Genomic DNA, 21,475 nt, shown 5'->3' with positions numbered 1-21,475 from the left:
ATCTCATAGCATAAAATACATCAGCGCCACATTTGCCAGCAGCAGCGCCAGGCCGGTGGGGATCTGCGCTTTGATCACCGCATACCGATCCGGCAGCTCCAGCAAGGCCGCCGGCACCAGATTGAAATTCGCCGCCATGGGGGTCATCAGGGAACCGCAATAGCCGGAAAACATACCCACGGCGGCCATGACCGCCGGATTGCCCCCGTGTTGCACCACCAGAACCGGTATGCCGATCCCGGCGGCCACGATGGGAAACGCGGCAAACGCATTGCCCATTATCATCGTCAGCACAGCCATGCCAACACAAAAAACCACCACGGCGATAAATCGATTATCCACCGCCAGATAGGTTTCGGTAAGATGCGAAACGGCGGCGCCTACGCCGGCGCTGGTGAATAACAGGCCGAGGGTGGCCAGTATCTGCGGCAAGATAAAGGCCCAGCCGATGGAATCCAGCAGCCGGCGCGATTCCTGGATTGATTGCAGCGGCCGGTCGCCGGTAAAGCGTACTGCCAGCAGCAGGCCGATAATACAACCCAGGGTAATGGAAAAAAGGGTAATCAAAGTGGAGTGGTTACCCGCGCCAAACAGCGCCTGCTGCCAGGCGGGCATATTATCGAGTATCAACACGCCCGCCACGGTGACCAACGGAATGGCCAGCGCCGGCGCAAACAACAAATTGCCCAGGCGTTTGGCGCTCTGTTCCCGCTGCCGGCGGCCGGGCTGGTGGTAGCTGCCCGTGCGCACGCCGCCGAAACCGGCAATCAGCGCCAGCAGGACCACCAAGGCGCCGATGGCTTTATGCAGCCACTGTTGCGGGTCCATGCCCGGCCCGACGATCCGCGCCATGAAAGCGACGCTCCAGTCGCCGATAAGAAACACCAGTCCGTACAGTCCCCAGAAGGCGCCGGTGAGCCACCGCCGCGGGTTGGCCTTGTCACGTAATGACATGGCGCCCACCAGCAGCAACAGTATTCCCGCCAGCCAGTACAGGTAATCTTGCTGAAACGTCATTTTTCCGCTCCCGCGTGGCTCAGCGCATCCCGTTTAACTGTACCCAGCAGTTCCGCCATATGCTTATCCAGGCGGTGCAGGCGGTAGGCGTGGATCAGGAAGGCGCAGATCGCGGTGGGAACGCCGTAGAGGGCGATATGCAGCGGTTCGGTCTGGATACCGGCGGACTCCAGCAGAAAATTATGCATAAACAGGATGGCGCCGAACGCCACGAAAATATCCTCACCGAAAAATAGGCCGACGTTATCGGTGGCCGCGGCCATGGCGCGCAGCCTATACCGCACCCGCTGCGGCAAATCGCCGTAGCGGTTTTCCACGGCGCCTTCGGCCATGGGCGCCAGCAGCGGGCGCACCATTTGCGGATGCCCGCCCAGGCTGGTAAGGCCCATGGCGGCGGTCAATTCTCGGGCCAGTAGATAAATTATCAGCAGCCGGCCGGCGGTGGCGTTTTTGATTTTCGCGATCCAGCTTTGCGCATGCTCCTTCAGGCCATGGCGCTCCAGCAAGCCGATGGTGGCCAAGGGTATCAACAGAATAAAGGCCAGATTACGGGTAGCCAAAAATCCCGAGCCGAGTTTTTCCAGGATATCCCCTACCGGCATATGCGCCGCCAGCCCGGTAATAATACCGGCGATGATGACCACCAATACGGCGTTTAAGCGTAGTAAAAAACCGCAAATGATGGCCAAAATGCCCATTAACGGCCATAAATTCACCGCTTGTTGCATGTGTTTACCCTCTTGAAAAGTGGACAGATAAGCTGACAGAAGCGCGTATTGGGCTAGGGTAACGCTAAATGATTTAGGCGGGAGATAGGGAATACCTATGGTAGCGGGTTTATGGCGGCCCTCAGCCGGCGGCGACGGTTATGCCCTCCTGCTGCAGGGCGGCGCGTATACGGCGGGCAAACGCCAGCGCATGGGCGCCGTCGCCGTGCAGGCAAACGGTATCGGCCTTCACGCTTATCCACTCACCTTCCAACGTCTGTACCCGGCCGTCCTTTATCATGGACAGGGTATGCGCCAGGGACTGTTCCTCGTCCTCAATCAACGCGTCCGCCTCGCTGCGCGGCACCAGCGTGCCGTCCCGACGGTAGTTCCGGTCGGCGAACACTTCGTGCCGCACCGTCAAGCCGTGGCGTTCTCCGGCTTTGGTCAGTTCGCTGTCCGCCAGCCCTATGAGCCGCAGCGCCGGATCCACCGCTTTTATCCCGCGGGCGACGGCATCGGCCAGCAGCGGGTCCCGCGCCGACTGGTTGTAGAGCATGCCGTGCGGCTTGACGTGCGCCATCCTGCCCCCTTCCGCCCGCACCAGCGCCGCCAGGGCGCCCAGTTGATAAATGATTTGCGCGTACACCGTTTCCGGCGGCAACGCCATGGCGCTGCGGCCGAAATTTTCCCGATCGGGAAAGCTGGGATGGGCGCCGATGGCGACGCCGTAGCGCAATGCCCATTGGATCGACCGGCGCATGCCGTCGGCGTCGCCGGCATGAAAGCCGCAGGCGATGTTTGCCGAGCTTACCCACTGCAGCAAGGCTTCATCATTGGGGCAGCCCTCGCCCAAATCGGCATTCAAATCGATCATATGGGCTCCAGTATTTTCAGTTGGAAGGCTATCTGTTCGAGGTAGTGGGTTTGTTCAATCCAGGCGTCATGGGCTTCTTCCAGCGTGCAAAGCACAAAATGAATCGGTTCCCCCAGGCGGATCTGCGCCAGATGATACAAATCGGCCTCGATAACGCAGGCGATGCGCGGATAGCCGCCGGTGGTCTGCGCGTCCGCCAGCAGCACTATCGGCTGGCCGCCGTGCGGCACCTGCACCACGCCCGGCAATAACCCATGGGAAAATAATTCACGCTCGGTATTGCGCTTCAGGGCCGGGCCCAGCAGGCGGTACCCCATGCGGTTGCTCTGCGGGCTGAGCTGCCAGCTTGAACGCCACAGCGCATCTTGGGAATCGGCGCTGAATTCACGGTATTCGGGACCGGGCAGCGCGCGGACCCGGTTGCCGAACAGCAGTTGGCGAATGCCGATCTGCCGTTCCGGCACCATTTCCGGCTCTCCCGCCGGCAGCAGGTCGCCGTCCTGGAGCAGGCGACCGGAGCAGCCGCCGAAGCCGGCGGTAAGATCCGTGCTGCGGGAGCCCAGAACCTCCGGAACGGCAAATCCGCCGCTGACCGCCAGATAGCTGCGCATACCGTGTTTCGGCGTCGACAGCTTCACCACCTGGCCCGGGCGTACCGGGAAACGCCAGCCGGTCCAGAGAGGATTACCGTCCAGGTGGGCATGGCAATCCGCGCCGGTAAGCGCCAGCCAGCCCGGGGCGGTAATCTGCGCGCTGAACTGTCCGAGGGTTATCTCCAGTACGGCGGCGCCCGGAAGGTTACCCACCAGCAGGTTGGCCAGTTTCATGGCCGGCTTGTCCAGCACGCCGCCAGGGCTGATACCCAGAGAACGGTAACCGGTCCTACCGGCGTCTTGTATCGAGGTCATGATGCCGGCATGCAATACTTTCAGCATATGCCCTCCTTCTGCGGGACAAAACGCACGCTGTCGCCGGGCAGCAGCAGGGTCGGACGGCCGGCGTCGGGATTGAACAGCTTAAGCGGCGTACGCCCGATGATTTGCCAGCCGCCGGGACTCGCCAGCGGATAGATGCCGGTTTGCCTGCCGCCGATGCCCACCGAACCGGCGGGCACCTTGAGACGGGGTTCGCCGCGACGCGGAACGGAAAGACGCTCCGGCAAACCGCCAAGATAGGGAAAGCCGGGCTGGAAACCGATAAAATAAACGTCATAGGCGCTGCCTGCATGGCATGCCACCACGTCACTGGGCGTCATACCGGCAAACTCGGCCACCAGACTCAAATCGGGACCGTCCTTGCCGCCGTAAATCACCGGAATGGAAACAGCCCGCGGCTCAGGAGTGATGGCATCGCTATCCTCCCACCAGCTTTGCAAGCGCTCAATGGCGTCCAGCGCCAGCTGCTGGGGGTCGGTGAGCAGCACGGTAAGATTATTCATGCCCGGGATCACCTCGCGCACGTCTTCATGATGCATCAGGCGTTCGGCAAGTCCCCAAATCCGCCGCTGGCTGACCAGGGTTATGGGAGGCTCCAGCTCCAGCACCACCGCGCTTTCACCCAATAAATAACATCGAGCACGTTGCAACCTCTCCTCCTGGGAACCGATGCCGGTTCCGTCTGGTGCGTACCGGCAGAATGGTCCGGTAAAAAATCCCGCAAACAGCCTGGGGCCGTTTGCAAGCAAGGGTTTATTTTCCCGGTCACGCCGGGTTCGGTATGTCGATAAAGGTCACGTCGAGATGGTGTTCCCGCGCCAGCCACTCCCCCAGCGCCTTGATACCGCCGCGTTCGGTGGCATGATGGCCGGCCGCATAGAAATGTATCCCCGTCTCGCGGGCAATGTGAATGGTCTGCTCGGAGACTTCGCCGGTGATAAAAGCATCCACCCCGGCGCGGGCGGCCTGTTCGATGAACCCTTGTCCGCCGCCGGTGCACCAGGCAAGGCGGCGGATTTGCGCCGGTGCGTTATCACCGCAGTGCAGCACCTCCCTCTCCAGCCGCATCTCCAGCCGGCGCTGCAGTTCCTGCCCGCTGACCGGCGTGGCAAAGGTCCCCCAGGGCAGCAGCGGTTCCAGCAGGCCCTGCGGTTCTATGTCCAACAGCGCCGCCAGTTGAGCGTTATTTCCCAGCACCGGATGGGCATCCAGGGGCAAATGCCAGGCGAGTAAATTGATATCGTGGTTCAGCAGGGTCTTCAGGCGGCGCTGTTTCATGCCCGTCACTACCGGCGATTCATTTTTCCAGAAATAACCGTGATGTACCAGCACCGCATCGGCGTTATGCGCCACCGCGGCGTCCAGCAGCGCCTGCGAAGCGGTAACGCCGGTGACGATACGGTTGATTTGCGGGCGGCCTTCCACCTGTAGCCCGTTGGGGCCGTAGTCCTCAAAAGCGCCGGCGTCCAGTTGCTGATTGATGAGTTGTTCAAGTTCCGTATTAAGCATGGCCCGATATCCCCGTTCGCCGGCTACCCGGGGGAGGGAGCCGAACTTTGTGCTTTGGCCGCTTGATAAGCCGCCAGGGCGGTTTGACGTGCCTGTCCATGATCAACGATCGGCCGCGGATAATCCAGTCCGGTTTGCTCGGCCAGAGGCCAAATATAGGGTTCATGGAGAAATTTATCCGGCACGGACGCCAGTTCCGGCAGCCAACGCCGTATAAACCGGCCCTGTTCATCAAACCGGCGCCCTTGGGTGGCGGGGTTGAAAATACGGAAATAGGGCGCGGCATCGGTGCCGGTGGAGGCGGCCCATTGCCAGCCGCCGTTATTTGCCGACAGGTCGCCGTCGATTAACCGGCGCATGAAATAGCGCTCTCCCTCCCGCCAATCAATCAATAAATCCTTCACCAAAAAACTGGCGCAGATCATGCGCAAACGATTATGCATCCAGCCGGTCTCGTTCAGCTGGCGCATGGCGGCATCCACGATAGGAAAACCGGTGCGGCCCTGTTGCCAGGCGGTCAGCAAGGACTCATCCCGCCGCCAGGCCACATGGCGGGTCCAGGCGACAAAGGGACGGTGCCGGCACACGTCGGGATAAAAAACCATGATATGACGGTAAAAATCCCGCCAGATCAATTCATTCAGCCAGCTGAATGCCCCGCTGTCGGCCTGATCCAGCACTATCGGGCAGGCGGTGCGCAGCCGGTTGTAGCACTGTACCGGCGACAATATCCCCAGAGTGAGATAGGCGGACAGCCGGCTGGTGGCGTCCAGGGCGGGCTGGTTCCTTCCAAGTGAATAGCCCTGCAGCCGTTCATGACAAAAGTCGCGCAAACGGGATAACGCGGCCTCTTCGCCGGCGGGGTAACCCTCGGTCTCCCGGCGCGGGTAATCGAAGGGCCCCAATTCGCCAATCGGATCCAGGGGAGTTGCGTCGCGACGCGCCGGCGCCGGCAGACAGTGAGGGTCTTCGGTTCTCAGCCGCCGGATAAAGGCGGCGCGAAAAGGGGTAAATACTTTGTACATATCCCCATCGCCGGTGGTGACGCTTCCCGGCGGCAGCAGCACGCCGTCGTCGAATCCCTGACATATCACATGGCCGTCGAGGGCCTGCTCTACCGCCCGGTCGCGCAGGCGCTCGTTATATTCATATTGATAATTATAAAACAATGCATCCGCTTGCCGCTGACGGCAAAAATCCGCCAGCCAGGCCGCCGCGGCATCATAATCGTCACATTGATGGTAATGCAGGGGAATACCGCGATCCGCCAGGGCACGCCGCAGTTCCATGAGATTGCGGTACAGAAAATCTGCCTGACGGGGCGACATGTCATGGTCTCGCCATTGTCCCGGCGTCGCGATAAACAATGCGGTCACCCGTGCGTCCGGCCGGGAACAGGCGGCTGATAAAGCCGGATTGGCATGGATGCGTAAATCGTTTCGCAGCCAGACGATATGGTTTTTCATGTTCTTCCTTGCCGTTAGTGTCCGTAACGCAGCCGCAGCGCCTCCGGATAGGGCTCGAAGTATCGCTGCTGCGACAGCCACGGGTCGGGATACTCGGCCATATAATGTCTTACCAGCGCAAGGGGCGCGAGCAGCGGTTGCACGCCCCGTCGGTAGCTGTCGATAAGCAGGGACAATTCCTCCCGCTGTTTGTGCGTCAGGTGACGATGAAAATAGCCCTGCACATGCATCAACACGTTGGTGTGGTTGGGACGCGTCGCTTTATGGGATAGCAGCGTCATCAAACGAAGGCGATACTCCATGGCGAACGCCTCCAGCGACTCCCAGCGATCCATGGCGGCGACAAAGGGCCCGATGCGACGGTACTCCGGTTGGGAATGGGCCAGCAGCAAGAGCTTGTAGCGCCGGTGAAACGCCATTAACGCGCCGCGCGTCAGCCCTTCCCGCAGCAGTTGATTAAATTCATACAGCGTATATACCCGTCCGACAAAATTCTCCCTGAGCAGCGCATCCTGGAGCCGTCCGTCCTCCTCCACCGGCAACCAGGGCAACTCAGCCATCAATACTTGGCAAAACAGGCCCACCCCGTTTTTCCGCGAGCCGGCGCCATCATAAACCCGCACCCGCTCCATACCGCAGCTGGGGGATTTGGCGCAGACAATAAAACCGCAAAGATCCGTCAGCTGCCGGCTTCGCTCGCGGGCGAACCGCTGCATGGATTCCGTCAAATCGGTATCGTTACCGCTTTTGCCGGTGCGCAGGCTGATGCGACCGCCGCTATCCTTCACCAGCCGCAAAGAGGGCCTCGGCGTCGGCAGGCCAATGGCCATTTCTGGACAAACAGGATTGAACCGAACATAAGGAGCCAGCTCATCCATGGCGAAAGAGAGGCGTTTGTGGCCTCCATCAAAACGTACCGCATCTCCCGTCAGGCAGGCACTGATGCCGACAGGAATTTTATTGCTCATTCAGGGCCCTCCTAGACTATTGTTTGTTCAGCAAAGCGTAGACGATTATGCCGCGCCCGGTGGCCGGCTTTTAACAAAAGTCCTGCCGGTTTATCCGCGATGATACGCTATCCCCACGCCGCCGGCGCCGGGGGGATTCACCGCAATGATATTTAAGTGGATAATGTCCCGGCGTGGTGACGTTGTTTTAGGTTGGGTTCCACCCGCCGCCGCTTCGCAAACCGGGCAATGCCATAAGGATGGGATGATGAGCGCCATGACAGTGAATATTCTTATTGTGGAAGATGAGGCTGCCATTCGGCGCTTTGTCCGCCAGGCCCTGGAGCGGGAGGGTTACCGGGTTTTCGATGCGGAAAATATGGTGCGCGGCCTGCTTGAGGCGGCTACCCGCAAGCCGGATCTGGTGATTCTCGACCTGGGCTTGCCGGACGGCAACGGCGTTGATTTTATTCGCGACCTGCGCCAATGGAGTTCGGTTGCGGTGATGGTGCTGTCCGCCCGCAGCGATGAGCAGGACAAGATTGACGCCCTGGACGCCGGGGCGGACGATTACCTGACCAAACCTTTCGGTATCGGTGAACTGCTGGCCCGGGTACGGGTCTCCCTGCGCCATCCGCTGCGGGGGGGAGACAAACCGTCGACGGTGACCTTTGCCGCCATCAACGTAGACCTGGTCAATCGCCAGGTGACTCGGGACGGCGAGCTACTCCATTTGACGCCCATTGAATTCCGCCTGCTGGCCACACTGCTGTCCCATCAGGGCAAAGTGGTCACCCAGCGCCAACTGCTGAGCGAGGTATGGGGCCCCAACGCGGTGGAACACAGCCATTATCTGCGGATATACATGGGGCACCTGCGGCAAAAACTCGAAGAAGATCCGGCCCGCCCCCGTCACTTGCTTACGGAAACCGGCATCGGCTATCGTTTTATGTCCTGACAGGATGTGAACCTGCTCACAAAATCTGGTCACGCTATCCAGAGGCTAGTATCATCAGAACTTTCAATTTTATGGACACGCCTATGAGTACCTGGCTGATTTACGCCCTGCTTTCCGCGCTTACCGCCTCGCTGGTGGCGATTTTTGGTAAAATCGGATTGCAGCATTTGGATGCCAACAGCGCAACTGCCGTCCGTTCGGTGGTCATGGCGCTGTTTCTGGTAGGCGTGGTGGTGGTGCAGGGTAAGATGAGCCTGGTGAGCGATATCCTGGCCGACAAAAAAGCCCTGGCATTCATCTTATTGAGCGGGGTGGCCGGCGCGTTATCCTGGCTGTTTTATTTTATGGCGATAAAATCCGGTAATGTCTCGCAGGTCGCCCCCATTGATAAACTTAGCGTGGTATTCGCGGTGGTCATGGCGGTGTTGCTGTTTGGGGAAAAGGTATCGCTGGTGGCGGGTGCCGGCGTAGCGCTGATTACCGCCGGCGCGCTGATGGTGGCGCTGGGTTAGCCGGTATGGGGAACGGCATAAAACCGGGCGGCCGGTAAGCCGCCCTGAAAAGCATCGTCCCTCGCTGCATCAGTCTTGCGCCGCGCCGGCATCGGGGGCCGCCATCAATTCCGCCTCGATATTTTTTACCGCGGTAAGCAGCGCGTTATTGATGCGCTCAACCTGCTCCGGCGCCAGATCGGCGCGCATCATATTACCCCGCAGCAACCCTCTTAGCCTATCCAGGCTCTCGCTGATGCCGGGAAGCAGACTGCCCTCACGCCGCCTGCCGATTTGTGAAAGCCGGGTAAAGACGGCATCTATAAGCGGCTGGTGCTTGGCCAGTTCCGCCTGTCCCTCGGCAGTGATTTGATAGATTTTGCGGCTTTGCCCGTCCGGGCTGGCGGCATTGATGAAATCCTGGTCCACCAGCAGGCTTAAGGTCGGATATATCACGCCGGGGCTGGGCACATACAAACCGGAAGACGCCTGCTCGATAGCCTTGATCAATTCATAACCGTGGCTGGGTTTGCGCGCCACCAGGGCCAGCAGCACCAAGCGCAGATCGCCGTGCTCCAGCGGACGCCGTCCCCGATGGTCGCCATCATGCCGCCCTCCGCTGTCGCGTCCATGTCCGAAATGGCCGCCGGCACGATCTTCACCTCTGCCGCGGCCATGAAAATCACCGCCGAAGCCCCGGCCACGAAAATCGCCGCAGCGGCGTTCGCCGCCAAAATCCCGGCCGCGAAAATCATCGCCGTGGCGTTCGCCGCCAAAGCCCCGGCCGCGAAAATCATCGCCGTGGCGTTCGCCGCCAAAGCCCCGGCCGCGAAAATCATCGCCGTGGCGTTCGCCGCCAAAGCCCCGGCCGCGAAAATCATCGCCGCCGCACCGGCTCTCAAATAAAGCTGCCCGGCGAGATTGGCCTTCGCCGCTATGGCGATGGCCCCTGCCGGTATCCCGCGCTCCTTCGCCGGTATCCCGGCAGGCATGATGATGGTGTAAATGGAAAAACATAGGTTATCTCCTGTTTCTTAGATACAACTAATTAGATATATCTAAGTTAGATCACCTACATCGGAAATGCAAGAAAAGATATATCTAAATGTCGAGGGCAGCATCCTGCCATGGCTGCCGGCGCTGCCGATGCCAACGTCACGTCGCTTGGTAATATCTGTTCTGCTTTTCCATAAGCGCCTTGTAATTCCCGTCTTTTTTAAGAAGGAGCGTTTCGTGGTCCCCTTCTTCGACAATCTGTCCATCGGCGAATACCAGAATGCGATCCAGATCTCTTACGGAAGAAAGACGATGGGCGATGACGATGAGGGTCCGGTTTGACCAGCTTGATTCAATTTCACTCTGGATTTCCGCCTCTGAGATACTGTCCAGATTAGAGGTGGCTTCATCAAGAACGATTATCGGCGTTTGGCGTAGCATGATACGTGCAATGGCCACACGCTGTTTTTCACCGCCGGATAATCTAAGGCCGCGTTCACCCACAACGGTGTCATAACCATCAGGCAAACTCATAATAAAATCGTGTATCCGGGCACGCTTCGCCGCGTCATGGATATCGGCTAAAAAAACATTCTCATTACCATAGCTAATATTTTCCAATAAGCTCCGGTGAAAAAGCAGAGGCTCTTGACTCACTATGGAAATATGATTTCTTAAACATTCAATATTAACATCTTTAATATTAATGCCATCAATGCTGATGTTGCCTCGCTCTATCTCGTAAAGCCGTTGCAGCAGCTTTACAAACGTTGTTTTCCCTCCACCCGAATGTCCTACTACCCCAATGCGTTCACCTGCCGCGATGGATAAATTGAAATTCTTATAAAGTAGCTTATCCTGGCCGGGATAGCGAAAATCAATATTTTTAAAAACAATTGAGCCCCCGTTAATGCTTTTTGTGGTGACAGTTTCATCCCTTCCGGCTTCTACAGGCACCTTATTGAAAGTCACCAAATCTTCCATCTCATTCACTGAACGCTGCAGGCTGCGAATATTGTTTTCCATACCGCGAAGATATCCATTGATAATGGCATAGGTTGTGATGATATAGATCACATCACCCGGGGAAGCATAACCACGCTGCCATAACCACAATCCGGTTCCAATCAGTACGCCGTTCAAGGCAACCAGCATCACGTACTGAATACTCCCCGCCGTGCAGCTGCGATGCCAAAAACGGACGAGATGCGAACGCCACGCCGCGGCCTCGCTCCTGACCCTAGCCTCTTCCTTTGACTCGGAAGCAAAGCTCTTTACCAGCATATTGCATGAGATGGCATCGGAAATGGTGCCGTTCAGCACGGCATCAGCGTCATTGGCAACTTTTGCGGCAGGATAGATATACTTTTGGATCAGCGAAAGCGTAATGCAGACGAAAACCAGGAGGCTTGTCCCCACAATGACGCCCGCCATCGGCCAGTGCCATCCGATCATTAGCGTCGCCCCAATCAATATAAAAGCGCTTGGAATAAGCTCTATAAATATCAAATAGTTGAAAAGATCCATGGCCTGTACCCCACGGCTCAGCTTACGTAGAGTGGCGCCGGCAAGGTTGTGAATATGCCATTCCGTGGATAATCGCTGTATGTGGCTAAAGATATTCACTGTCAACAATCGCATTATCCCTGAGGTAAAATATATTATCACTCGAAAGATAATATCCCGTAAAAAAACCGAGATTATACCCAATATGACGATCATCGCTAATAATGAATATGTGTCCTGAAAATGGCTTGCTCCCTTGGATAGGGTATCAACCAGACGCCCGACAAAAACCGGTATGAACAGCTCCGAGCAGGTTAATAAAAAAGATGTGCCTATTAGACATATAATCTGCAATCGCCGCCCGGCATATTGACCAAGAGAAAAGTTCACTATTTTCCAATAGGGATTAGCCCTTTCAACCGATCTTTTGGCCCGCATAATGATATCCTTTAGTCGACCCATTATTAATTCCTTTTTACGGAAATTGATATCAAACTGGATAGAAAAAACTAAGTCAACAAATGATATTAATGGCAGGCTTCCTAAATAGGAGGAGGTGAATTCATTTCATATTTATAATTGATACATGTCATCAAATTTATATGTTTATGTATATCCTTTCAAGGAGAAAAGGTGCTCATCAATCTTTCTTTTTAAAAGCAGTCTTTTAAAAACAGTGTATCTTATTTTTTTGTATCAACATTTTCATGATAATATTGATATGAATTAATACTGCCTGACGGAAGTAATGGATAGAGTTGATAAAGTACTCATCATTTTGCGCAAAGCCGGTATTACCGCACATGAATTTGATATTCGGCGCAATCGAATAAGGGTAGTGATGACACCCGCCGTTTTCCCACGAAAGGCGCTGAATTATCAGCGCCTGAACCCTCACAGACAACGTTCCCGGCCGGGACAACCCGCTCGCCAACACGCCGTGAGCCACCCATAAGGGCCTGCTCCACGGCAATGGCTACGGGTTGGGTTATTTCGCCCCCGCCAGCACCTCGCTGACGATATCCACCGCTTCTTTTTCAATTTGTTCGCGGTGCTTCGGCCCAAGAAAGCTTTCGCAATAAATTTTATAGGCTTCCTCGGTACCGGAAGGCCGGGCGGCAAACCAGCCGTTGGCGGTCATTACTTTCAGGCCGCCGATGGAGGCGCCGTTACCGGGGGCGGTGGTCAGCCGGGCGGTAATGGCATCCCCCGCCAGCATGCTTGCGCCAACCTGATCCGGCGACAGCTTGGACAGAACGGCTTTCTGGGCATGGGTGGCCGGGGCCTGGATACGGTTATAGCTGGGAGCGCCGAAGCGTTGCGCCAGCTCGTCATAGTGCTGCTGCGGATTCTTGCCGGTGACCGCGGTGATTTCCGCCGCCAGCAGGCACATAATGATGCCGTCCTTATCGGTGGACCAGGGACGGCCGTCAAACCGCAGGAACGAAGCGCCGGCGCTCTCTTCGCCGCCAAAACCCAGGCTGCCGTCAAACAGGCCGTCGACGAACCACTTAAAGCCCACCGGCACTTCCACCAGCTTGCGGCCCAGGGATTCAACCACCCGGTCGATCATGCCGCTGGACACCAGCGTTTTACCCACCGCCACGTCGGCGCCCCACTGCGGGCGATGCTGGAACAGGTAATCAATGGAGACCGCCAGGAAATGGTTCGGGTTCATCAGCCCGGCGGGCGTGACAATGCCGTGACGATCGTAATCGGGATCGTTGGCCAGCGCCAAATCGAACTTGTCCCGCAGCGACAGCAAGCCGGTCATGGCCCACTGCGACGAGCAGTCCATGCGGATGATGCCGTCATGATCCAGATACATAAACCGGAACGTCTGGTCGATTTCTTCATTGACCAGCGTCAAATCCAGCTGGTAATGCTCAGCGATGCGCTGCCAATAGGCAATGCCCGAGCCGCCAAGGGGGTCGACGCCCAGCTTGAGGCCGGCGCCCTGGATGGCCGCCATATCCACCACCTCCGCCAGACCTTCCACATAAGCCTGCACCAGATCCTGGGCGTGGACACGGCCGCTGTTCCAGGCCGCGTCGAGGGATTGGCGCCGCACGCCCCGCAGTTCATCCGCCAGCAGAGCATTGGCGCGCTCTTCGATGACTTTGGTCAGGTTGGTGTCGGCCGGTCCGCCATTGGGCGGATTATATTTGATGCCGCCGTCTTCCGGCGGATTGTGCGAAGGCGTAATCACGATACCGTCCGCCTGGGGACCGCCGCGGCGATTATGGACCAAAATGGCGTTAGACACCGCGGGCGTCGGGGTGAAGCCGTTATCCTGCTGGACGATGATATCCACGCCGTTGGCGCTCAGCACTTCCAGTACGGAAATAAAGGCCGGTTCGGACAGGGCGTGGGTATCTTTGCCCACATAACAAGGCCCGGTAATACCCTGTTTTTGACGTTCTTCCGCAATCGCCTGGCTGATGGCCAGGATGTGGGCTTCGTTGAAACTGTGGCGCCCCGCGCTGCCGCGATGGCCTGAAGTACCGAATTTCACCGCATGGGCGGCATTACCTGGCTCGGGCCGCAAAACATAATATTGCGAGGTCAACTGCGCCACGTTAATCAAATCACTTTGCCGGGCGGGTTGTCCGGCACGGGGGCTATTAGCCATCGGTGCTTCTCCATTGGCTGTCGTTTATCAAATGGTGCCGCAAACTTTATCTGTCAGTTCCACCGGGAACTGCATAGCCAGCATAATGTGTTCTACCATACCCCGTTTACGATCGGTGTTGGTATTGGTAATAACCCAGTAGGGCGTTCCCGGCACCTGCTTAGGTTTAGTATGGCTGCCGTTTTGCAATAATGTGTGCTCATCGCCGGCAAAATAGGTCCGGGTACGGCCGCGCAGCACGTCCGCCGCTTCGGAGAAATCGGCGGGCGACAAGGAATAAAGGGTGGACAGCACCAGTATGAAACGCTCTACCGCCTTGTTTTGTTCAGCATAGACGTCCGAGAGCAATAATTCACGCATCGCCCTGACGCGATCCCGGGCCGGGGTCGAGGCTTCCGTTTTTGCCGGCGCGGCGGATGCCGGACGGACGGGCTCATTGGCCTGGGGAGAAAATTTCAGCATCCGGCGCAGGATGTCCGAGGCGCTTTCGCCGATATGCTGGGTGTGGCTGGCAATAAAACGGTAGAGGTCTTCGTCGAGTTCGATTGTTTTCATCTTTATCCGGGGGCTTTCTTCTCTTAAATCAATCAACAGGATTATACAAGCTAAACCGGCCCCGCGAACAGCGCTAGTATCCGGCTTTGGCATAAAGTCGGAATTTCCCCGACGGCGATGCGGGGATTGATACCCTTTTTTGCGGCGCAGGCGTCAATACCTCATGATACGCTAGTCGCCTTTGCTGTCGACACGAGGATCGGGATGAAATTACATTATCGTTTGCAACCGGCCCGGCAACCGGGAAACGCTTTGCCGGTGGTATTACTGCACGGCCTGTTCGGCAGTTTGGACAATCTGGGCGTACTGGCGCGCGCGCTGGGGGAAAATCATGCCACCCTGCAAATCGATCTGCGCAATCACGGCCTTTCGCCCCACGACGACGAGGCCGGTTATGGCGCCATGAGCGGGGATGTGGCGGCCTTGCTTGACGAATTGCAATTGGGGAAATGCATCATTATCGGCCACTCCATGGGGGGCAAGGTGGCTATGGCGCTGTCGGCGCTGATGCCGGATCGCATCGCCGCGCTGGTGGTGATTGATATCGCGCCGGTGGCCTATCCCACCCGTCATCACGACCCGGTATTCGCCGCCCTCAGACGGGTGGAGAAGGCGGGAGCGGCGCAGCGTAGCGAGGCGGCGCTGCTGATGGAACAGGATATCGACGATAAGGACACTATTCAGTTCTTATTGAAATCCTTTTCCCAGGGCGCGTGGCGATTCAATATCGATGCATTATGGGAAAACTATCCGGCGCTTATCGGCTGGAAGGAAATACCGCCCTGGGACGGGCCGGTATTATTTATCCGCGGCGGCCTCTCCCCCTATGTGAAGGAGGAGTACAGCGAAGCCATCCGGCGGCAGTTTCCACGGGCGCGGGCCCACGTGGTGGCCGGCGCGGGCCATTGGGTGCATGCCCAAAAGCCTGAAGCGACGCTGCGCGCCGTTGTGCGGTTTCTGGCGGATTCCCTGGGGAGCTAGCCGCGACCGGCCGGTTTACCCATCCGGCAGTGTTAATCATTGTCGTTTATCACCGGGGTGGGGTAATATGGCTTGCTATGTTTACCGGCAAGGACTTACCCGCCCGCTTTTGGATGCACAATCCCTTCACGACTTATGGCAAAAGAACAAACGGACCGCACCACCCTGGATTTGTTTATCGATGAAAAACGCCCGGGGCGCCCGAAAACCAACCCGCTTTCCCGTGATGAACAATTGCGAATCAATAAACGCAATCAATTGCGCCGGGACAAGGTGCGGGGTCTGCGCCGGGTTGAGTTAAAAATCAATGCGCAGGCGGTGGCTGCATTAAACGAGCTGGCTTTTCAGCACGCTCTCTCCCGCAGCGAGCTGATTGAACAAATCCTGCTGGCCGAATTGGAACGGCATCAGGATGCCGCCGGCAAGGAAGATTAAGGCCGGGCTCGCCGTCCGGGACCGGAAAAGACCGGCTTTTGCGATAAAACTCCGGTTGAACGAGTTTCTCCCGCTGTGAGGGTCTGCTATTATTGCACGATTATTTCCCGAAAAGCCGGTTGATCGTCTGGTAAACCATATCCTTAATATTTAAGAGGTTTTCAAATTCATGGCAAGCGTAGGCATTTTTTTTGGCAGTGACACCGGCAATACCGAAAATATTGCCAAAATGATTCAAAAGCAGCTGGGCGCCGATGTTGCCGAAGTGCATGACATTGCCAAAAGCAGCAAAGAGGACCTGGAACAATTCTCCACCCTGCTGCTGGGCATTCCCACCTGGTATTACGGCGAAGCGCAATGTGACTGGGACGACTTTTTCCCCACATTGGAAGACATTGATTTCACGGGAAAACAGGTAGCGCTGTTCGGCTGCGGCGATCAGGAAGACTACGCCGAATATTTTTGTGATGCCATGGGCACCATTCGCGATATCATCGAACCCCATGGCGCCACCATCGTGGGTCATTGGCCTACCGCCGGCTACCATTTTGAAGCATCGAAGGGTCTGGCGGACGATAAGCATTTTATCGGTTTGGCCATAGACGAAGATCGCCAGCCAGAGCTGACCAATGACCGCGTGGACGCCTGGGTAAAACAAATCAGCGCCGAACTCAAGCTCGGCTGAGCCGCCGCCGGGTTTCCCGGCTAAACCCGTGCCGTCCATAGCGTTGACGGCCGGTTGAAGCTGTTGATATATAATTCCTTTCAAATCGATAGATACAAGTTTTTAACTTTCATCCACAAAGCAGTACAATAGCCTGGCGGTTAGACCGATTTTAATGAAATGTGATAAAACTTGCCTCACCTTAAACAGACTATCATTGTAAAAAGGCCGCGGTTTTCATTTTACACAGGCAGTCCTATAATGAGACGGCGTTACATTTTTCAGGCCGACCATTGTTATAGGCTACATTAGCCTACAATCAAATTATCAAAGCAACAGGACTAAACCCGCATGACTGACAATAATATTGCATTGAAGAAGGCCGGCCTGAAAGTCACACTTCCCAGACTTAAAATTCTGGAAGTGCTGCAAGATCCGGAATGCCATCACGTCAGTGCGGAGGATCTCTATAAAAAACTGATCGATATGGGTGAGGAGATTGGTTTAGCCACCGTTTATCGCGTACTGAATCAGTTTGATGACGCCGGGATCGTCACCCGCCATAATTTCGAAGGCGGTAAATCCGTTTTTGAACTGACGCAGCAACATCATCACGACCACCTGATCTGCCTTGATTGCGGCAAGGTCATTGAATTTCGTGACGAGTTTATCGAAGCGCGCCAACGGGATATCGCTAAAAAACACAATATCAAACTCACTAATCACAGTTTATATCTTTATGGCCATTGTGAAGTCGGCAATTGCCGTGAGGATGAGACCCTGCACGATCATGATGTTGACGAAGCGGTGCACAGCCTTAAAGAGTAACCATAGCGACACCGGGCATCGTTCAAAGCTTGAAAACCACTGCTGAAACGGGTGGTTTTGGTTATTCCGCAAATTGCCGATGGCACCTGGACTGATGCCGCCCCGTTTCTTATCCCGCTGCCGTTGATTCTTTCACTCCATTCGCTCCTCAGCCCCTTCATGCCGGCCAGGCGGCCACAGCCCGTTGAGCCTGCGCCGTGGAATCGCATCAGCAAAAGAAACTTCACGAATTAAAATTTATTATAAATATTTAAAACAATCACACACCCATCAATTCTCATTCCTGCTGTTCAAATCCACAAGCGAAAAAGAATCTTCGCTAAAAATACATGTTACCTATTGTATTACAATAATATTTTATTCGTAAGGCTTCGGTGTCGTTTCCACGGCGCCATGAGCAATGTCCGGCATTACTTTTACAAAAAGCACCAACTTTATAAATTATTTTAAAACGTGAAGTATGCTGCATATTTGTTATGCATCCTATGTTGATATAGTGCCGTCAGCAATGATAATCAGAGAGCTGAAAATGACTGAATCGGAACTGAACGGCGCCATGCCCCGAGGTATCGGCATCGCTCCCTATCTTCGCATCAAGCAAGAAGGGATGACCGAAAATGAAAGCCGGATCGTGGAGTGGTTTTTAACGCCAGGCAATCTTAGCCATATTTCCGGCATTAAAGAGGTGGCGCAAAGCCTCGGCATGTCGGAAGCCATGATTGTCAAGGTGTCGAAAATTCTGGGCTTCAGCGGTTTTCGGCAGCTTCGCAGCGCGATTGTCGAATATTTTGATCATGCGGATCATGATATTACCGCCGAACTGTCGCCGGATGACAGTCCGGAGGATCTGGTGAATAAGGTGTTTAACCTCACGGTACGCACCATCGTTGAAGGACAGGCCATTGTCGATGCGCAGGAGATCCAGCAGGCCGCCCGCTGTTTTTTCAATGCCCGCCAGCGTGAACTCTATGGCGTCGGCGGCTCGAATTCAATTTGTACCGACGTTCAGCACAAATTCCTGAAAATCGGCCTGCGCTGCACCGCATTCCGCGATGCCCACCTGATGATGATGTCGGCATCCCTGTTACAGCCCGGCGATGCGGCGCTGGTGGTGTCCCATTCGGGCCGCACCACCGATCTCAAGCGGGTGGTGGAAATTGCCAAGGACAACGGGGCGAAAATTATTTGCATTACCCACAGCAGCAATTCAGCCATAGCGCGGCTGGCGGATTTCAACATCTGTTCACCGGCCCCGGAAACGCCGCTGCTGGGCAGGAATGCCTCGGCCCGTATTCTGCAATTGACCCTGCTGGATGCGTTTTTTGTTTCGGTAGCCAGGCAGGATATTGATTTAGCTAATAAAAATTTGGAAAAAACCAGTGCCATTACCCAGTACCTGAAGCGTGATTATAAATAATTCTCTCTTGGAGATAAAAAATGAATAAATTCATTAAATTTGTCGGCAGTGCGGCCTGCGGGTTGATGTTGTCCACCGTGGCGGCCCGGGCGGCAGCCGATTACGCCGTCGTATTGAAAACCCTGTCCAATCCCTATTGGGTGGAAATGAAACAAGGCGTTGAGCAAAAGGCAAAGGAGCTGGGTGTAACCGTCGATATTTTCGCATCACCCTCCGAGGGGGATTTTCAATCGCAATTACAGCTGTTCGAGGATTTGACCAATAAAAATTATAAAGGCATCGCCTTTGCGCCTTTATCTTCGGTAAACCTGGTTATCCCGGTGGCCAAGGCCTATCAGCAAGGCATTCACCTGGTGAATCTCGATGAAAAAATCGATATGGACAGCCTCACCAAAGCCAAAGGCAACGTGGAAGCCTTCATTACCACTGATAACGTTACCGTCGGCGCCAGCGCGGCCAAATACATTATTGGCAAACTGGGTAAAGACGGCGGCGACGTGGCCATTATTGAAGGCAAGGCCGGCAATGCTTCCGGTGAATCGCGCCGTGTCGGCGCCACCCAAGCGTTCAAAGCCGACAGCAATATCAAACTGGTCGCCAGCCAGCCGGCGGATTGGGATCGCATCAAGGCGCTGGATGTCGCCACCAATGTCCTGCAGCGTAATCCCAAGCTCAAGGCGTTTTACTGCGCTAACGATACCATGGCAATGGGGGTAGCCCAGGCGGTGGCCAATGCCGGACAAACCGGACATATCCTGGTGGTGGGCACCGACGGGGTGCCGGAAGCCCGTAAGATGGTTTCCGAGGGAATGATGACCGCAACCGTAGCGCAAAACCCGGCGGAAATCGGCGCCAACGGCCTCGCTATTTTGGTGGACTCGGTTAAATCCGGAAAGCTGATAGCATTGAATGCCCAGCCTAAAATTGTCACCGTGGATTCAATATTAGTGACGAAATAATCCCGACAAATAGCGATTAAATCTGCATAACATGCATACGCCGGAGAGTGATATGACCGCGCCATATATTAAAATGGAAGGGATCGCTAAAAGTTTCGGTCCCGTGCAGGCATTAAAATCCGTTGATTTTGAAATCTTCACCCATGAAATACATGCGTTATTGGGAGAAAATGGCGCCGGCAAATCAACCCTGATGAAAATTCTCTCCGGCATTTATGAACCGACGGCGGGTAAAATCACCATTGATAATATTGAATACAATAGACTGGATCATAAAATAGCCGCAAAGCTGGGTATTGGTATTATATATCAGGAGCTGAGCGTTATTGATGAACTTACCGTGTTGGAAAATCTGTTTATCGGCCGATTGCCGGTTAAAAGGACCCTGGGATTTAATCGGGTAGACTGGCAGGAGATGCGGACCAAAGCGGCCATCATGTTATTGCGGGTAGGATTAAAAGTCAGGCTGGATGAAAAGGTGCGTAACCTTTCCATCAGCCAAAAGCAGATGCTGGAAATCGCTAAAACCTTAATGCTGGATGCGCGGGTTATTATTATGGATGAACCCACCTCTTCATTAACCTATAACGAGGTGGATTATCTTTTCCTGATAATGAATCAGCTGCGGCAAGATGGCACTGCCATCGTCTATATCTCCCATAAGCTGAACGAAATCCGGCGGATCTGTAACCGGTTCACGGTCATGAAAGACGGCAACAGCGTGGCCTCCGGACGGGTCACCGACGTTACCAATGACGATATCGTTCGGATGATGGTGGGGCGGGAACTGCAAAACCGGTTCCGCGCCATGAAGGAGAGCGTCGGCGTGGAGGATGCCGACACCATTTTTGAAGTCTGCGATATCACCAGCAAAGACAAACGCCGGGTGAAACATATCTCCTTTACGGTGAAAAGAGGCGAAATCATGGGGTTTGCCGGCCTGGTGGGCTCTGGCCGCACGGAATTCATGAACTGTATTTTCGGGGTGGAGCCCACCAGTACCGGCCGGGTTAAGCTGCATAACGTGGAAATCACGCCCTCGTCGCCCCTGGACGCCTTGAAAAAAGGCATGGGGTATATTACGGAAAGCCGACGCGAAAACGGATTTTTTGAGAATTTTTCCATCGCCCAGAATATAGCCATCAGTAAAAGCCTGAAAGATGGCGGTTTCAAGGGCGCCATGGGTTTATTCAACCAAGAGCGCGAGCGCGAATTAGCTGAGCAGCAAAAAGAATTATTGTCTTTGAAATGCAGTTCGGTGGATCAAAATATCACTGAGCTTTCCGGCGGAAATCAGCAGAAAGTATTGATATCAAAATGGCTATGCTGTGAACCGGAAGTTATTATTTTTGATGAACCCACCCGTGGTATAGATGTCGGCGCCAAAGCGGAAATTTATAAAGTGATGCGTAACCTGGCTGCTACCGGCAAGACTATTTTAATGGTCTCTTCCGAATTACAGGAAATATTATCTGTTTGCGATCGCATCGCCATATTCTGCGAAGGGCAACTGGCCAATATTCTTGATAATAACGAATCTATCAGCGAAGAGGATATCATGAAATGGGCGCTACCACAAAATTAGGGGAAATAAA

At 55.3% G+C, this 21,475-nt stretch carries 20 protein-coding genes and 1 pseudogene; 9 read left to right on the top strand and 12 right to left on the bottom strand.

Translation table 11 applies throughout. The features are described 5' to 3' along the window. Window positions 1–3 precede the first annotated feature (3 nt). The 8 genes from ACL2XJ_RS15270 to ACL2XJ_RS15235 all read right to left on the bottom strand — a co-directional run bounded on the left by ACL2XJ_RS15270 (window position 4) and on the right by ACL2XJ_RS15235 (window position 7,479). Window positions 4–1,017, bottom strand: a complete 1,014-nt coding sequence (locus ACL2XJ_RS15270) for a DUF979 domain-containing protein (protein WP_413723712.1) — start codon at window positions 1,015–1,017, stop codon at window positions 4–6. After that, complete coding sequence (locus tag ACL2XJ_RS15265) at window positions 1,014–1,745, bottom strand: DUF969 domain-containing protein (RefSeq protein WP_132922794.1); 732 nt, start codon at window positions 1,743–1,745, stop codon at window positions 1,014–1,016. The genes ACL2XJ_RS15270 and ACL2XJ_RS15265 overlap by 4 nt, the downstream gene beginning before the upstream one ends. 121 nt (window positions 1,746–1,866) lie before the next feature. Further along, the gene (gene pxpA, locus ACL2XJ_RS15260) at window positions 1,867–2,601 is read right to left on the bottom strand and encodes a 5-oxoprolinase subunit PxpA (RefSeq protein ID WP_203522298.1); all 735 of its coding nucleotides are present in this window, start codon (window positions 2,599–2,601) and stop codon (window positions 1,867–1,869) included. Beyond that, window positions 2,598–3,536, bottom strand: a complete 939-nt coding sequence (pxpC, locus tag ACL2XJ_RS15255) for a 5-oxoprolinase subunit PxpC (protein ID WP_132922796.1) — start codon at window positions 3,534–3,536, stop codon at window positions 2,598–2,600. The genes pxpA and pxpC overlap by 4 nt, the downstream gene beginning before the upstream one ends. Further along, entirely contained in the window at window positions 3,530–4,186 is a 657-nt protein-coding gene (pxpB, locus tag ACL2XJ_RS15250; RefSeq protein WP_413723711.1) for a 5-oxoprolinase subunit PxpB, read from the bottom strand. The genes pxpC and pxpB overlap by 7 nt, the downstream gene beginning before the upstream one ends. A gap of 115 nt (window positions 4,187–4,301) precedes the next feature. Further along, on the bottom strand, window positions 4,302–5,045 hold the full coding sequence (locus ACL2XJ_RS15245; RefSeq protein ID WP_413723710.1) for a type 2 GTP cyclohydrolase I: 744 nt from the start codon (window positions 5,043–5,045) through the stop codon (window positions 4,302–4,304). Window positions 5,046–5,068: 23 nt separating this feature from the next. After that, window positions 5,069–6,511 (bottom strand): deoxyribodipyrimidine photo-lyase, encoded by a 1,443-nt coding sequence (gene phrB / locus ACL2XJ_RS15240; RefSeq protein WP_413723709.1) that lies wholly within the window; start codon window positions 6,509–6,511, stop codon window positions 5,069–5,071. A gap of 14 nt (window positions 6,512–6,525) precedes the next feature. After that, window positions 6,526–7,479 carry a YbgA family protein gene (locus tag ACL2XJ_RS15235; protein ID WP_132922800.1) on the bottom strand — a complete coding sequence of 318 codons (954 nt, stop codon included), beginning with the start codon at window positions 7,477–7,479 and terminating at the stop codon, window positions 6,526–6,528. Window positions 7,480–7,735: 256 nt separating this feature from the next. On the opposite strand from ACL2XJ_RS15235, the gene kdpE reads away from it, so the two are divergent. Together kdpE and ACL2XJ_RS15225 are read left to right on the top strand one after the other, a co-directional pair. Further along, a complete protein-coding gene (gene kdpE, locus ACL2XJ_RS15230; RefSeq protein WP_413723708.1) occupies window positions 7,736–8,416 on the top strand; it encodes a two-component system response regulator KdpE in 681 nt (226 codons plus the stop codon). An 83-nt stretch (window positions 8,417–8,499) separates the two neighbouring features. Continuing rightward, window positions 8,500–8,928, top strand: coding sequence for an EamA family transporter (locus ACL2XJ_RS15225; protein ID WP_132922802.1), 429 nt, complete (start codon window positions 8,500–8,502; stop codon window positions 8,926–8,928). 69 nt (window positions 8,929–8,997) lie between these two features. Here the strand turns inward: ACL2XJ_RS15225 and ACL2XJ_RS15220 are convergent. The 4 genes and pseudogenes from ACL2XJ_RS15220 to seqA form a co-directional block, all read right to left on the bottom strand. Next, window positions 8,998–9,684, bottom strand: a pseudogene (locus ACL2XJ_RS15220) (PadR family transcriptional regulator); the annotation flags it as partial. Window positions 9,685–10,062: 378 nt separating this feature from the next. Further along, a complete protein-coding gene (locus tag ACL2XJ_RS15215; protein WP_413723707.1) occupies window positions 10,063–11,871 on the bottom strand; it encodes an ABC transporter ATP-binding protein in 1,809 nt (602 codons plus the stop codon). Window positions 11,872–12,397: 526 nt separating this feature from the next. Then, a complete protein-coding gene (gene pgm, locus ACL2XJ_RS15210; protein ID WP_413723706.1) occupies window positions 12,398–14,041 on the bottom strand; it encodes a phosphoglucomutase (alpha-D-glucose-1,6-bisphosphate-dependent) in 1,644 nt (547 codons plus the stop codon). Between the two features lie 27 nt (window positions 14,042–14,068). Further along, window positions 14,069–14,596: a replication initiation negative regulator SeqA gene (seqA, locus tag ACL2XJ_RS15205; RefSeq protein WP_132922806.1), complete on the bottom strand. Its 528-nt coding sequence runs from the start codon at window positions 14,594–14,596 to the stop codon at window positions 14,069–14,071. Window positions 14,597–14,800: 204 nt separating this feature from the next. Between seqA and ACL2XJ_RS15200 the strand changes: the two genes are divergently transcribed. The 7 genes from ACL2XJ_RS15200 (at window position 14,801) to alsA (ending at window position 21,465) form a co-directional block, all read left to right on the top strand. Continuing rightward, window positions 14,801–15,577: an alpha/beta fold hydrolase gene (locus ACL2XJ_RS15200; protein ID WP_413723705.1), complete on the top strand. Its 777-nt coding sequence runs from the start codon at window positions 14,801–14,803 to the stop codon at window positions 15,575–15,577. A 135-nt stretch (window positions 15,578–15,712) separates the two neighbouring features. Then, entirely contained in the window at window positions 15,713–16,012 is a 300-nt protein-coding gene (gene ybfE / locus ACL2XJ_RS15195) for a LexA regulated protein (RefSeq protein ID WP_413723704.1), read from the top strand. A 169-nt stretch (window positions 16,013–16,181) separates the two neighbouring features. Continuing rightward, entirely contained in the window at window positions 16,182–16,697 is a 516-nt protein-coding gene (fldA, locus tag ACL2XJ_RS15190; RefSeq protein WP_203522311.1) for a flavodoxin FldA, read from the top strand. Between the two features lie 330 nt (window positions 16,698–17,027). Then, the gene (gene fur / locus ACL2XJ_RS15185; protein ID WP_132922810.1) at window positions 17,028–17,504 is read left to right on the top strand and encodes a ferric iron uptake transcriptional regulator; all 477 of its coding nucleotides are present in this window, start codon (window positions 17,028–17,030) and stop codon (window positions 17,502–17,504) included. 529 nt (window positions 17,505–18,033) lie between these two features. Then, the gene (alsR, locus tag ACL2XJ_RS15180; protein ID WP_203522312.1) at window positions 18,034–18,921 is read left to right on the top strand and encodes a transcriptional repressor AlsR; all 888 of its coding nucleotides are present in this window, start codon (window positions 18,034–18,036) and stop codon (window positions 18,919–18,921) included. Window positions 18,922–18,941: 20 nt separating this feature from the next. Further along, a complete protein-coding gene (alsB, locus tag ACL2XJ_RS15175) occupies window positions 18,942–19,880 on the top strand; it encodes a D-allose transporter substrate-binding protein (RefSeq protein WP_132922812.1) in 939 nt (312 codons plus the stop codon). A gap of 52 nt (window positions 19,881–19,932) precedes the next feature. Next, on the top strand, window positions 19,933–21,465 hold the full coding sequence (gene alsA / locus ACL2XJ_RS15170) for a D-allose ABC transporter ATP-binding protein AlsA (RefSeq protein ID WP_413723703.1): 1,533 nt from the start codon (window positions 19,933–19,935) through the stop codon (window positions 21,463–21,465). Window positions 21,466–21,475: the final 10 nt, after the last annotated feature.

It is taken from the genome of Sodalis sp. RH16 (genome assembly GCF_047324245.1).
Classification (GTDB): Bacteria; Pseudomonadota; Gammaproteobacteria; order Enterobacterales; family Enterobacteriaceae; genus Acerihabitans; species Acerihabitans ligni.
This window is presented reverse-complemented; position numbering and strand designations above follow the sequence as displayed.